Source organism: Aeromicrobium sp., from assembly GCF_032084975.1.
In the GTDB taxonomy this organism is placed as follows: Bacteria; Actinomycetota; Actinomycetes; order Propionibacteriales; family Nocardioidaceae; genus Aeromicrobium.
Genome location: NZ_DAMDLR010000015.1, coordinates 44,451 through 57,621, shown reverse-complemented (window position 1 = coordinate 57,621; position 13,171 = coordinate 44,451). Strand labels below are relative to the sequence as shown.

The 13,171-nt window shown below is 70.7% G+C and carries 11 protein-coding genes and 1 tRNA gene; 6 read left to right on the top strand and 6 right to left on the bottom strand.

Translation table 11 applies throughout. The features are described 5' to 3' along the window. Positions 1-483, top strand: a 483-nt coding sequence (locus RT323_RS05980; protein WP_313405864.1) for a cobalamin biosynthesis protein, incomplete at its 5' end; no start/stop codon positions are given. Here RT323_RS05980 and RT323_RS05975 read toward each other — a convergent pair. The 5 genes from RT323_RS05975 to RT323_RS05955 form a co-directional block, all read right to left on the bottom strand. Next, positions 422-1,162 carry a cobalt-precorrin-6A reductase gene (locus RT323_RS05975; protein ID WP_313405862.1) on the bottom strand — a complete coding sequence of 247 codons (741 nt, stop codon included), beginning with the start codon at positions 1,160-1,162 and terminating at the stop codon, positions 422-424. The genes RT323_RS05980 and RT323_RS05975 overlap by 62 nt on opposite strands. Next, positions 1,159-2,655, bottom strand: coding sequence for a cobyric acid synthase (locus tag RT323_RS05970; RefSeq protein ID WP_313405860.1), 1,497 nt, complete (start codon positions 2,653-2,655; stop codon positions 1,159-1,161). The genes RT323_RS05975 and RT323_RS05970 overlap by 4 nt, the downstream gene beginning before the upstream one ends. Positions 2,656-2,791: 136 nt before the next feature. Beyond that, positions 2,792-3,649 carry an SDR family oxidoreductase gene (locus tag RT323_RS05965; protein WP_313405859.1) on the bottom strand — a complete coding sequence of 286 codons (858 nt, stop codon included), beginning with the start codon at positions 3,647-3,649 and terminating at the stop codon, positions 2,792-2,794. Between the two features lie 682 nt (positions 3,650-4,331). Beyond that, a tRNA-Leu gene (locus RT323_RS05960) sits at positions 4,332-4,417 on the bottom strand. Positions 4,418-4,479: 62 nt separating this feature from the next. After that, positions 4,480-5,742 (bottom strand): DUF445 domain-containing protein, encoded by a 1,263-nt coding sequence (locus tag RT323_RS05955; protein ID WP_313405856.1) that lies wholly within the window; start codon positions 5,740-5,742, stop codon positions 4,480-4,482. Between the two features lie 78 nt (positions 5,743-5,820). On the opposite strand from RT323_RS05955, the gene RT323_RS05950 reads away from it, so the two are divergent. From RT323_RS05950 to hrpA, 4 genes are all read left to right on the top strand, one after another. Further along, a complete protein-coding gene (locus RT323_RS05950) occupies positions 5,821-6,405 on the top strand; it encodes a DUF937 domain-containing protein (RefSeq protein WP_313405854.1) in 585 nt (194 codons plus the stop codon). A 110-nt stretch (positions 6,406-6,515) separates the two neighbouring features. Beyond that, a complete protein-coding gene (locus RT323_RS05945) occupies positions 6,516-7,412 on the top strand; it encodes a neutral zinc metallopeptidase (RefSeq protein ID WP_313405852.1) in 897 nt (298 codons plus the stop codon). 4 nt (positions 7,413-7,416) lie between these two features. Then, positions 7,417-8,160: a CPBP family intramembrane glutamic endopeptidase gene (locus RT323_RS05940; protein WP_313405850.1), complete on the top strand. Its 744-nt coding sequence runs from the start codon at positions 7,417-7,419 to the stop codon at positions 8,158-8,160. Between the two features lie 11 nt (positions 8,161-8,171). Beyond that, positions 8,172-11,759 carry an ATP-dependent RNA helicase HrpA gene (hrpA, locus tag RT323_RS05935; protein ID WP_313405849.1) on the top strand — a complete coding sequence of 1,196 codons (3,588 nt, stop codon included), beginning with the start codon at positions 8,172-8,174 and terminating at the stop codon, positions 11,757-11,759. Position 11,760: 1 nt separating this feature from the next. Here the strand turns inward: hrpA and RT323_RS05930 are convergent, their stop codons facing one another. Further along, positions 11,761-12,123 (bottom strand): FKBP-type peptidyl-prolyl cis-trans isomerase, encoded by a 363-nt coding sequence (locus RT323_RS05930; RefSeq protein ID WP_313405847.1) that lies wholly within the window; start codon positions 12,121-12,123, stop codon positions 11,761-11,763. Positions 12,124-12,142: 19 nt separating this feature from the next. Here RT323_RS05930 and RT323_RS05925 point away from each other — a divergent pair, with 19 nt between their 5' ends. After that, positions 12,143-13,162, top strand: a complete 1,020-nt coding sequence (locus RT323_RS05925) for a zinc-dependent alcohol dehydrogenase family protein (protein WP_313405845.1) — start codon at positions 12,143-12,145, stop codon at positions 13,160-13,162. The last annotated feature ends 9 nt before the right edge of the window (positions 13,163-13,171 follow it).

Sequence of the window (13,171 nt, the reverse complement as noted above, 5' to 3'; positions counted from 1 at the left end):
CTCGGCGTGCCCGGCCTCGTCGGCTACCGGGCGATCAACACGCTCGACGCGATGGTCGGCCACCGCAGCGCCCGCTACGAGCGCTTCGGGTGGGCCAGCGCCCGGATCGACGACGTCGCGAACCTCGTCCCGTCCCGGGTGTCCGCCGCCCTCGCAGCGGTCCTCGCCCCCACAGTCGGAGGCCGGCCCGCCGACGCGCTACGGGCCTGGGCGCGGGACGCACGGCGGCACCCCAGCCCGAACGCCGGACCCGTCGAGGCCGCATTCGCCGGTGCTCTCGGCGTGACCCTGGGCGGGGTCAACGACTATGCCGGCCGCATCGAGGACCGGGCCCGCATGGGCGAAGGTCCCGCTCCGGAGGTCGGCGACCTGTCCCGGACGACGCGGCTCGCCACGGCAGTCGCGTGGGCAGCTGCCGCGCTCAGCGTCCTGATCGCGCTCGCACCCAGGCGCGCGCGTCGGCAGCGTCGCGCACGACGCTGACCCCTGCCTGCCCACTGGCCCGGCGGACGACCACGACGGGGATCCCGCGCTCACCGGCGACATCGAGCTTCGCCTCGGTGTGGCTGCCGCCGGAGTCCTTCGTCACGAGCACGTCGGTGTCGCTCATCGCCTCGCGCTCGTGCTCGAGGGTGTACGGGCCACGACTCTGCACCAGCGTCCACGCGCTCGGAAGGGCGATCTCGGGCGGATCGACGACACGGACCACGCACGCGTGACTGCGCAGCGGCTCGACGAAGCGGTGCAGGGACTGACGCCCCACGGTCAGGAACGGCCGCTTCCCCAGGGCCGCCGCGACCCGCGCTGCCTCGTCGTGGTCGTCGACCCAGTGCCACATGGCCGCGTCGTCGCGCTCGGACCAGCCCGGCCGTTCGAGCCGCAGGAGCGGCACCCCGGCCTGCTCGCTCGCGGCCGCGGCGTTCGCGCTGATCTGCTCGGCGAACGGGTGAGTCGCGTCCACGACCGCATCCACGGCGTTCCCGCGCACGTGGTCCGCGAGTCCGTCGATGCCGCCGAAGCCACCGATCCGGACCTCCCCCACCGGCAGCCGGGGACGCGCGACACGACCCGCGAGGGACGTCACGACCTCGTCGCCGTCGTGGACGAGCAGCTCGGCCAGCGCCCGTGCTTCGCGGGTCCCGCCCAGGATCAGGACCCTCATGCGGCCGGTCCGACCGTCGGCAGCGTCGGCGGGCCGTCCTGGGCCAACTCGAGCAGGGCGCCGACGTCGAGGTGGCGTTCGGCGAGGTCGCCGAGCAGGTCCAGGCGTGCCTCTCGTGCGGCCGCGAAGCTGACGCCCGACGCCTCGAACGATGCGCCGCGCGCTCGCGCCGACAGGTCCAGCACAGCGGTCCGCAGGGCATCGGACTCCAGGCTGCCGTGCCACATCGTGCCGAGCACGCCGCCGACCCGCGCGCCGCCGAGGAACTCCTCCGCCCCGGCGTCGCGGGCGATGCGCCCGTGGTGGATCTCGTAGCCCGTCGCGTCGGCGCCGAGCGCCTGCCCGTGCGGGAGGCGCAACGTCTTGTCCGCGGCGAAGGTCGTCTCGACAGGCAGCAGGCTCAGTCCCGGGACGGTCGTCGGCGCACCCGACTCGACACCGTCGGGGTCGTGGACGTGCCGGCCGAGCATCTGGAATCCGCCGCAGATGCCCAGGACCGCACGACCCGACTCGGCGTGGCGGACGACAGCCCGGTCGAGTCCACGCGAGCGCAGCCACGCCAGGTCCGAGACCGTCGCCCGTGTCCCCGGCAGGACGACCAGGTCCGCGTCGGCGAGATCGCGCGGGTCGGCGGTGAAGACGACGTCCACGTCCGGCTCGAGGCCGAGCGCATCGACGTCGGTGAAGTTGCTGATGCGCGGCAGCCGGATCACGACGACCCGCAGGGCCCGGTCGGTGCTCGTCCGGCGACCTTCGAGGTCAAGCGCGTCCTCAGAGTCCAGCCACACGTCCGGGCTCCACGGCAGCGTGCCGAACACGCGGCGACCGGTGGCGTCCTCGAGCTGACGCAGTCCCGGCGCGAGCAGGGACTCGTCCCCGCGGAACTTGTTGACCACGAATCCCGCGACGAGCGCCTGGTCGGCCGGCTCGAGCAGCGCCACGGTCCCGTAGAACGCCGCGAACACGCCGCCGCGGTCGATGTCCCCCACGACGACCGTGGGGATGTCCGCGTGCCGGGCCAGCCCCATGTTGACGTAGTCGCCGGCGCGCAGGTTGATCTCGGCCGGGCTGCCCGCGCCCTCGGCCACGACGAGGTCGTAGCGGGACGCGAGATCGTCATAGGCGGCGTGCGCGGCCTGCGCCAGGTGCGTGCGGCCGCCGATGAACTCTCGGCTGCTGATCTCACCCGCCGGCTCGCCCATCACGACGACGTGGCTGCGTCGGTCGCCCCCGGGCTTGAGCAGCACCGGATTCATCGCCGCCTCGGGATCAGCACCGGCGGCGAGCGCCTGCACCCACTGGGCCCGGCCGATCTCGGCGCCGTCCGCGCACACCATCGAGTTGTTGGACATGTTCTGCGCCTTGTACGGCGCCACCCGGATGCCGCGGCGAGCGAACGCGCGGCACAGGGCGGTGGTCACCAGGCTCTTGCCCGCGTCCGACGTCGTCCCGGCCACGAGGAGTCGGCCTGTTCCGGACGTCGGTGCGTGCACCCGTCAAGTATCCCGGTGGCGTCGCCCGGCCCCCATGGCAGGTGCGCGAGCCGGCCGGCCGTGCGCCGATGATGAGGCACCAGCGCCCATATATGGGCCTGAGCGACACATCGTTGCGAACGGTGCTTCGCGATCCCTAGCGATGGTGACGGCGGAGGTAGGTCTCGAGGTCAATGGGAGGTGTGCCGGTGATGGTCTCGACGTCACTGCTCACTCCGGCCATGACGTTGCTGGCGATCGCGGTGTAGGTGCTGACCCAGGCGTCGAGCTGCCAGTCGGGTGCTCCGAAAGCGGCGCGCGAGCGGTACGCCTCCTCGATGCTCTCGTCGTGGAAGGTGATGGCGCGGTCGCGCTCCCGCGCGAGTGTGGCGGCAACCTCTGCGAGGGTGAGTGCTTCGGGACCGGTGAGGTCATACGTGCGCCCTGCGTGCGTGGATGGGTCGACGAGGATCGTCGCAGCGGTGCGCGCCACGTCGGAGCGGGCGACGAAGGACGCACGGCCATCGCCAGCGGGCCCACGGATGACATCGTCATCGCCGACGAGGGCTTCCAGGAAGTCGATGTAGAAGCTGTCACGCAGGAAGGTCCACTTCATCGAGGAGGACTTGATGTGCTCCTCGGTGGCATGGTGGTCGCGGGCCAGCGTGAAGGTCGCATCGGGCGCTGCGGCCGCGAACGACGTGTACACAACGTGCTCGACCCCCGCCGCCTCGGCTGCATCGACGAACGAGCGGTGCTGGTCGAGACGATCGACGCTCTCGGAGGCCGAGACCATGAAGAGCACGGCCACACCGTCGAGTGCGGCAGTGGAGGCTTCCCGGTCCGAGTAGCTGAACTGGTGCACGGTGCTGTCCGGCAGCCTCGGCGCTCTCGCAGGAGTGCGTACGAGGAGTCGCTGGGCGACGCCGCGATCAGCCAGGTCGCGGGCGACGTACCCGCCGAGGGCTCCCGTGGAGCCGGTGACGGCAATGGCCGTGCTCGTGCTGCTGGCCATGGTCAAGTCCTCTCGATGGCCCCTGTCGGTACGAGTGATCTTGGCACCCGAGGAACTGTGCGGCGACGCGGTCCACGTCCAGACGGATGCTCATCGCGCTGGTGCGTGGGCAGGACGTGACGCAACGCGGACGGCGAAACCCGATGGCACCTGAGGTCATTCCGTGAGCGACGTGGCGACCAGAGCGACCCGGAGTCCCCTGCGTGTGCACACTGCGACACACCCATGATCGACCTGAAACGCGAAAACCCAGTCCGAAGTGCCCCCGAGGGGTGTGACGCCGTATGCGCCGGAGCCGTCGCAGCGCGCGTGCGCGAAAGCGGGCTCCTGATTCTGATCCCTTTCATGCGTCCGCCGACATGGGACATGTTCTGCGCCTTGTACAGCGCCATCTTCACGCCGCGGCGGGCGAACGCAGCACAGGGCGCTGGTCGCCAGGCTCTTGCGTGCGTCCGACGTCGTTCCGGCCACGAAGAGTCGGCCTGTTCCGGACGTCGGTGCTTGCACCCGCCACGTATCCCGGTGGCGCCAGCGGATCTTCATGGCAGGTGCGCGACCCGGCCGGTGGCCCGATGATGAGGCATCTGGGCCCATATATGGGCCTGAGCGACACATCATCTCGAACCACACGACGAGGGAAAGACAAGACCCCCTCACCGGCGAGAGTGAGAGGGTCCTGTTGTGTCCGAGGGGGGACTTGAACCCCCATGCCCGTAACCGGGCACTAGCACCTCAAGCTAGCGCGTCTACCAATTCCGCCACCCGGACAGGTGCGTTTTCCTGCAGCACTGAACTCTAGCAAACCCCTCCGGCAGGGGTGTGCACGGGGCTCAGAGCAACTGGGCGAGCGCGTGGATCACCAGCCCTGCCAGTCCGCCCACGACGGTGCCGTTGATGCGGATGAACTGCAGGTCACGGCCGACGAACAGCTCGATGCGCTCCGCGGTCTCGTCGCCGTCCCAGCGCTCGACCGTCGAGGAGATGACGGTCGCGATCTCGCCGCCGTAGTGGTTGACGACGTAGGCGGCAGCGTCTCCGGCGGCGCGGTCGACGCGCTCGGCCAGGGCCGGGTCGGACTGCAGCCGCTCCCCCAGCCGTGCGATCTCCTCGACGAACCGGCGGCGCAGCAGGCCGTCCTCCGCCCGGAGCGCCTCCACCAAGCCTCGCCGCAACGACTCCCACAGCCGAACCGCCGTGGTCGCCGCCTTCGGCTGCGCGAGAAGCCGCTGCTTCAGGCGCTCGGCACGCGCCATGGTGTCCGGATCGTGCTGCAGGTCGTCGGCCAGCTCGATGAGCCAATGGTCCAGCGCCTGCCGTGCGTCATGGTGCGGGTCGAGGCGGATGTCCTCGATCCACTCCATGGCTTCGCGGAACAGCCGCTCGGCGATCAGGTTGGTCGCCCAGGTCGGCGACCAGCTGGGCGCCCGCTGCTTGATCAGGTCGGTGATCCGCTCGGGGTGCTGGTGGAGCCACGCCGTCATCTCGTCCAGACCCAGGTCCACGAGTCCGGTGTGGGCACCTTCGTCCAGCACCTCCGCCAGCAGCTGGCCGATCGCCGGACTGAGCGGCTCCTCGGTCAGGCGCGGGATGATCATCTCGGTGATGACGGCGCTGACGTCCTCCTCCTTGACCCGTCCGAGCAGGTCGGACGTGACGCGCGACGCCTCGTCCACCAGGCGGTGCGCCCGCCCCGGCGTCATGATCCAGCGACCGACGCGCTCAGCGGGCTCGGCCGTGGCGATGCGGTCGCGGATGACGTCCTCGCGCAGGAAGTTCTCCGCGACGAAGTCCTGCAGGCTGGCCGCCAGTTGGTCCTTCTTCTTCGGGATCAGTGCGGTGTGCGGGATCGGCAGGCGCAACGGGTGTCGGAAGAGCGCCGTCACCGCGAACCAGTCGGCGATGGCGCCGACCATCGCCGCCTCCGACGCCGCGTTCACGTACCCGAGGACGCCGTCCTGACCGTGCGTGAGCGCGAACACGACCGCGGCGACGACCAGCAGCGACGTCGCCAACACGCGCATGCGCCGAAGCCCCTCCCGTCGGGCCTCGTCGTCACCCGAGAGCGGCAGCAGTGGAGTCATCTCGGCGGTCATGAGGCAACAGTAGGGAAAAGGACGGGCTACGCTCGCCGTGGCGGCCCACCAGCGACCGCACGGACGAAGGAGCACCCCATGGCCGGCCTCGACGAACTGCGCTCGATGATCCCCGTCGACGACATCGCGAAGAAGCTCGGCGTCGAGCCCGCCGTCGCCCAGCAGGGCATCGATGCGGCGCTCCCCGGACTCCTGGGCGGACTCGGTGCGAACGCCAAGGATCCGGCGAAGGCGGAGTCGCTCGAGAAGGCGGTCGCGGCCAAGAGCCCCACCCTCATCGACAACGGCGTGGACGTCGACTCGATCGACACGCAGGACGGCGAGATGATCGTCAAGAACGTCTTCGGCGACAAGACCGACGACGTCGCGGTGGCACTCGGATCCGCCGACGGTGCGCAGGACGCCGGCCTGGTCAAGAAGCTGCTGCCGCTCCTCGCGCCGATCGTCATGGCCTACCTCGCGCAGCAGTTCTCCGGCGGCGCGAAGAAGGGCGGCGGAGGCATCCAGGACGTGCTCGGCGGTCTCATCGCAGGCACGTCCTCCGGGTCGTCCGGTGGCGGGCTCGACGACCTCGTGGGCGGCCTCCTGGGTGGCCGGTCCGGCAAGTCCGGCGGAGGACTGGGCGATCTGCTCGGCGGCCTGCTCGGCGGTGGCAAGGGCTGACACCGGTTCCCGGCGTGCACGGATCGTCCTGACTCGACGAGTCCGGACACGGGGTCCGGAGCCGGCTTCCGTCGCGCGACAGTCGGCGCACTCCGCCTAGAATCTGGCGCATGACCTTCAACGAGGGCGCGCGCCTCGACACCAGCCAAGTCACCGGCGGCAAGGCTGGCGGAGTGATCGGCGGAGGCATCGGCGGCCTGGTCCTGATGCTGCTCATCGCGTTCCTCGGCGGCAATCCGCTCGGCGGCGGGTCCGCTTCGGGATTCGACGTCAACCAGGTCCTCACCGGCGGCTCCCAGTCCGGGTCCGTCGACGTCAGCGAGTGCCAGACCGGCGCCGACGCCAACCGGTCGGACGTCTGCCGCATCGTCGGCACGGTCAACAGCACGCAGGACTACTGGACCGACGCCCTTCCGGCCGACCTCAACCGCCAGTACCGCGAGGCGAAGACCGTCATCTACTCCGGCACCACCCAGTCGGCGTGCGGAACGGCGTCGGGCGCCACCGGCCCGTTCTACTGCCCCGCCGACGAGCGCGTCTACATGGACGCCTCCTTCTTCGACGAGCTCAGCAGCCGCTTCGGCGCCGACGGCGGCAACCTCGCCCAGATGTACGTCGTGGCGCACGAGTACGGCCACCACGTCCAGCACATCCTCGGCATCCTCGAGAAGGCCCAGGACGGCCGTTCGGGGCCGCAGAGCAACGGGGTCCGCGTCGAGCTCATGGCCGACTGCCTCGCCGGCGTGTGGGCCAACCACGCCGCCCAGACCCAGGACGAGCAGGGCAACACGCTCATCCAGCCGCTGACGCGGGCCGACATCGACTCGGCGCTCTCAGCCGCCGCGGCCGTCGGCGACGACCACATCCAGGAGACGCTCGGCGGCGGTCGCGTCAACCAGGACTCGTGGACGCACGGCTCGAGCGAGTCGCGCCAGAGCTGGTTCATCAGGGGCTACGAGTCCGGCACCATCAACCAGTGCGACACCTTCGCCACGAACGACCTGTGATCGCGTGACCCGGCGCCTGAGCGTCGAGGTCTGGATCGTCCTCGGCCTGTCCCTCGGCCAGTCGGCCGTCTACGCCCTCCTGAGCCTCGTCCGCAAGCTCAGCGAGGGCCGGCTGCGCGACTCCACGGCGGGCCTCAACCAGTCCCGCGACGTGGTCCCGTGGCTCGACCTGACCTACCAGGTCGCCGGCATCGGATTCGCGCTGGTGCCCGTCGCGCTCGCGCTCTACCTGCTGAACCTCGACCGCGACGCTCCCCCGGTCTTCGCGCGGCTCGGACTCGACCGCCGTCAGCCGTGGCGCGACCTGGCGATCGGCGCGGGACTGGCCGCCGTCATCGGCATCCCGGGCCTCGGGGTCTACTTCGCCGGTCGCGCGCTCGGCGTGACGGCCGAGATCGTCACCGCTCCCGACCTGCTGCACTGGTGGACGGTCCCCGTGCTGATCCTCGCGGCGCTGCAGAACGCGCTGCTGGAGGAGGTCATCGTCGTCGGCTACCTGATGACTCGCCTGCGCCAGCTCGAGTGGGGACTGCCGGCCGTCATCGCCGCTTCGGCACTGCTGCGCGGCGCCTATCACCTCTACCAGGGCTTCGGCCAGTTCGTCGGCAACGCCCTGATGGGCGTCGTGTTCGCGTGGTGGTTCCACCGGACCGGGCGCGTCATGCCGTTGGTGGTCGCGCATACGATCCTCGATGTGGTCGCGTTCGTCGGGTACGCCCTGTTCGCCGACGTCGTCGGACTGCGTTGAAGATGGGAACGATGAGACTCGAGTTCGACCCGGCGCTGCCGATCGCGGCACGCCACGACGAGATCCGCGACGCGATCCGCGACCACCAGGTCGTCGTGATCGCGGGCGAGACCGGCTCCGGCAAGACCACGCAGCTGCCCAAGATCGCTGCCGAGCTCGGCCGCACCAAGATCGCGCACACCCAGCCGCGCCGCATCGCGGCACGGTCCGTGGCCGCCCGCATCGCGCAGGAGTGCGACGTCGAGCTCGGTGCCGAGGTCGGCTACGCCGTGCGCTTCGACGACAAGTCCGGCGCGGACACCGTCGTCAAGCTGGTCACCGACGGCCTGTTGCTGAGCGAGCTGCAGCACGACCGGCGCCTCGAGCGATACGACACGATCATCATCGACGAGGCGCACGAGCGCTCCCTGGCGATCGACTTCCTGCTGGGCTACCTGCGCGAGCTGCTCCCCCGCCGCCCCGACCTCAAGGTCATCGTCACCTCGGCCACGATCGACGTCGAGCGCTTCGCGGAGCTGTTCACCACCCCGCAGCAGCGCGTCCCGATCATCGAGGTCAGCGGCCGCACGTACCCCGTCGAGGTCCGCTACCGTCCGCTCGACCAGGAGGACGACCTCGTCGACGGCATCGTCCGCGCCGTCCGCGAGCTGCCGCGCGACGGCGACGTGCTCGTCTTCCTGCCGGGCGAGCGCGACATCCGCGACACCGCCGAGGTGCTCGAGGGCAAGGGACTGGGCGACGTCGTCCCCCTCTACGGCCGCCTCGCCGCGCACGAGCAGCAGAAGGTCTTCCAGACGGGCCCGCGACGCCGCATCGTGCTGGCCACCAACGTCGCCGAGACCTCGATCACCGTGCCGGGCATCCGCTACGTCGTCGACCCCGGCCTGGCGCGCATCTCGCGCTTCAGCGCACGCCTCAAGGTCCAGCGACTGCCGATCGAGCGGATCTCGCAGGCCAGCGCCTCCCAGCGCGCCGGTCGCTGCGGCCGTGTCGCCGACGGCATCTGCATCCGGCTCTACGACGAGGAGGACTTCGAGTCCCGCCCCGAGTTCACCGACCCCGAGATCCTGCGCACCAACCTGGCCAGCGTCATGCTCCAGATGGCGTCACTCGACCTGGGCGACATCCGTGAGTTCGGGTTCCTCGACGCGCCCGACCACCGCGCGGTCGCCGACGGACTGGCGCTCCTGCGCGAGCTCGACGCGTTCGCTCCGCGGCGCGACGGATCCGACCGGATCACCCGACTCGGGCGCACCATGTCGCGTCTGCCGCTCGACCCACGCCACGCGCGCATGGTGCTGGCCGCCGACCGCCTGGGCGTCCTGCCCGAGGTGCTGATCATCGTCGCCGGCCTCTCGATCCAGGACGTCCGCGAGCGTCCGCTGGACAAGCAGCAGGCCGCCGACCTGCAGCACAAGCGGTTCACCCAACCCGACTCGGACTTCCTCACGCTGTTGACCCTGTGGCAGTACCTCCAGGAGAAGCGCGACGAGCTCTCGCACAGCAAGTTCCGCCGGATGTGCCACGACGAGTTCCTGCACTACCTGCGCGTCCGCGAGTGGGCCGACGTCAACGCCCAGCTGCGCCGGACCGCCCGCGAGATGGGGCTCAAGCCCGGCAAGGTCCGCCAGGAGCCCGATGCCGACGCGATCCACCAGGCGCTCCTGCACGGACTGCTCTCGCACGTCGGCCTGCGCGACTCCGAGGGCCGCGAGTACCTCGGCGCCCGCGGCGCGCGGTTCGCCGTCTTCCCGGGATCTGGGCTGGCCAAGAAGCCGCCGCGCTGGATCATGGCGGGCGAGCTCGTCGAGACGTCGCGCCTGTGGGCCCGTGACAGCGCTCGGATCGACCCCGAGTGGGTCGAGAAGGCCGGCGGCCACCTGTTGAAGCACCAGTACGCCGAGCCGCGCTGGTCCGCCCGACGCGGCGCGGCCGTCGCGACGCAGCGCTCGACGCTCTACGGCATTCCCGTCGTCGTCGACCGCACCGTCATGCTCGCGCAGCACGACGCCCACCTCGCCCGTGAGCTGTTCATCCGCCATGCGCTCGTCGGCGGCGAGTGGCGTACCCACCACAGGTTCTGGAAGCGGAACCAGGACCGGCTCGCACATGTCGAGGAGCTGGAGGAGCGCGTCCGCACCCGGGGCATCCGGGTCGACGACGAGACGCTCGTCGACTTCTACGACGCCCGCGTGCCGGCGGATGTCGTCTCGGTCCGGCACTTCGACTCGTGGTGGAAGAAGCAGCCCGACAAGTCGATCCTCGACTTCACCGACGACCTGTTCGCCCACCAGGTCGACGCGGACGCCTTCCCCACCTCGTGGACGTCGCAGAGCACCGACTTCGACGCCTTCGACGTCACCTACCGCTTCGACCCGCAGGCCGGTGACGACGGCATCACGATCACCGTGCCTGTCGACGACCTGCTGAACGTCGACGAGAACGAGTTCGCCTGGGGCATCCCCGGCCGGCGGCTCGAGCTGGTCACCGAGCTCATCCGGGGACTCCCCAAGTCGGAGCGTCGACGCTTCGCGCCGGCGGCCCAGACGGCCGAGCGCGTACTGCCACAGCTCGATCCGACCCGCGAGCTGCGCGCCGAGCTCGGCCGCGCGCTCGAGGTCGATCCCGGGCTGATCGACCCGGCCGGCCTGCCGTCGCACCTGCGGCCCACCTTCCGCGTCGTCGACGGCGAGAAGCAGCTGGCCCAGGGCAAGGATCTCGACGCCCTGCGCGCCGAGCTGGAGCCGCGCCTGCGACGCGACCTGCGCCAGCGCGCCCAGCGCAAGGAGCGCACCGGCATCAAGGACTGGGACTTCGGCGACCTCGACCGCACGCTCACCGCTGGTCAGGTCACCGGCTTCCCGGCGGTCGTCGACGAGGGCACGAGCGTCGCCCTGCAGGTCCTGCGCACGGCCGACGAGCAGCGCGCGGCCTCCATCCGTGGCCAGGCGCGCCTGATCGCACTGTCGACGGCCTCGCCCGTCATCACCATCGGCCGCGCGCTGTCCCTGCAGGACAAGCTGTTGCTGGCCACCTCACCGCAGGGCGATGCCGCCGCGGTGATCGAGGAATCGTGGCTGGCGGCCCTGGACCACTTGGTGGTCCAGCACGGTGGACCCGTGTGGGACGAGGAGGCCTACCGGGCCCTGCGCGAGAAGGCGCGCGCGGACGCGGTGCCGCTGGCCGAGCGCATCGTGCGCCAGGTGATCGCCGCCCTGCAGGCCCTGGGCCGGGTCACCCCCGGCAACGACGAGGCCGGCGAGGACGTGCGCGTGCAACTCTCGTGGCTGATCCATCCCACGTTCGTCCGCGAGATGGGAGCCGATCAGGTGGGCCGTCTTGCGACCTACTTGGGCGCGGCCGCCAAGCGACTCACGTCGACGAAGGACCCCAGCGCGGTCTGGGAGCTGGAGGCGCGGTTCCACGACCTGACCAAGGACCTGCGTCCCTGGCAGCGGCTCTCGGCACCCGTCCAGCGGGTGCGGTGGATGCTCGAGGAGCTGCGCGTCAGCGTGTTCGCCCAGGAGCTCCGGGCGGTGGGACCGATATCGGCCCAGCGCGTCAGCAAGGCGCTGGACGAGCTGGGCCGACAGGTCTAGCTCAGCCGACGCCGATCAGGTCGATGACGAAGACCAGGGTCTTGCCGGAGAGGCGGTGCCCACCACCGGCGGGGCCGTAGGCCAGCTCGGGCGGGGCGATCAGCTTGCGACGGCCGCCGACCTTCATGCCGGGGATGCCCTGCTGCCAGGCTCCGATGAGCTGCGGCAGCGGGAAGCGTGCGGACTGGCCGCGGTCCCAGGACGAGTCGAACTGCTCGCCGGTCTCGAAGTCGACACCCACGTAGTGGACGTCGACCACACCGCCGTTGACTGCCTCGGCACCCTCACCGACGGTGACGTCCTCGATCACGAGGTCGGTCGGGGCGGGGCCGGGGGTGAAATCGACTTCGGGCTTTTCACTCATGTCTGCCATCCTTGCACGCATGCGCGCTACCGTCCTTCACTCCCCCGGCGACATCCGACTCGACACGATCGAGGACCCCGTCCTCGAAGCCGACACGGACGCCATCGTCCGCACCGTGGCCGCCTGCGTGTGTGGCAGCGACCTGTGGCCCTACCGGGGACTGAACAAGCCCCAGACCGAGCCGAGCCAGATCGGCCACGAACTGGTCGGCATCGTCGAGAGCGTCGGCAGCGACGTCTCCAACCTCGCCGTGGGCGACTTCGTCATCGCACCATTCATGTACAGCGACAACACGTGCGTGCACTGCCGCAACGGCGTCCAGACCTCGTGCGTGAACGGTGGTGGCTATGCCGGCTGCCAGGCCGAGCTCGTGCGGATCCCGCAGGCCGCCGGCACGCTCGTGACGGTCCCCGGCGACGTGGACGATGCGATGCTGCCGCACCTGCTCGCCCTGAGCGACGTCTTCCCGACCGGCCACCACGCGGCCGTCAGCGCCGGCGTCACGCACGGCTCGACCGTCACCGTGGTCGGCGACGGTGCCGTCGGCCTGTCCGCCGTCCTGGCCGCCAAGCGGCTCGGTGCCTCCACCGTCATCGCGATGTCGCGCCACGCGGACCGCCAGGAGATCGCGACCCGCTTCGGCGCCGACCACATCGTGTCGAGCCGCGGCAAGGACGGCGCCGCCGAGGTCCGTGAGATCCTCGGCGGCATCGGCGCCGATGCCGTGCTGGAGTGCGTCGGCACGGCCGAGTCGATGAAGCAGGCGTTCCTGTCCCTGCGCCCGGGCGGAACGGTCGGCTACGTCGGAGTCCCGCACGGGGTCGAGCTCAACGTCCCCGCGATGTTCGGTCGCAACCAGGCGTTGGCCGGCGGCGTCGCGCCGGTGCGCAACTACCTCGACGAGCTGTTGCCCGAGGTGCTGGACGGCAGCCTGCAGCCCGGGGCGGTCTTCGACCGGACGTTCGCGCTGGACCAGGTCGCCGACGCGTACAGGGCGATGGACGAGCGGACCGCGATCAAGGCGCTGCTGCGCCCCTGATCGCGGCCC

Excerpts from the sequence above, each read along its gene's own strand:
- RT323_RS05975 (WP_313405862.1), bottom strand. The coding sequence starts at position 1,162 with ATGAGGGTCCTGATCCTGGGCGGGACCCGCGAAGCACGGGCGCTGGCC.
- RT323_RS05965 (WP_313405859.1), bottom strand. The coding sequence starts at position 3,649 with ATGGCCAGCAGCACGAGCACGGCCATTGCCGTCACCGGCTCCACGGGA.
- hrpA (WP_313405849.1), top strand. The coding sequence starts at position 8,172 with ATGAGACTCGAGTTCGACCCGGCGCTGCCGATCGCGGCACGCCACGAC.
- RT323_RS05945 (WP_313405852.1), top strand. The coding sequence starts at position 6,516 with ATGACCTTCAACGAGGGCGCGCGCCTCGACACCAGCCAAGTCACCGGC.
- RT323_RS05925 (WP_313405845.1), top strand. The coding sequence starts at position 12,143 with ATGCGCGCTACCGTCCTTCACTCCCCCGGCGACATCCGACTCGACACG.
- RT323_RS05930 (WP_313405847.1), bottom strand. The coding sequence starts at position 12,123 with ATGAGTGAAAAGCCCGAAGTCGATTTCACCCCCGGCCCCGCCCCGACC.
- RT323_RS05955 (WP_313405856.1), bottom strand. The coding sequence starts at position 5,742 with ATGACCGCCGAGATGACTCCACTGCTGCCGCTCTCGGGTGACGACGAG.
- RT323_RS05950 (WP_313405854.1), top strand. The coding sequence starts at position 5,821 with ATGGCCGGCCTCGACGAACTGCGCTCGATGATCCCCGTCGACGACATC.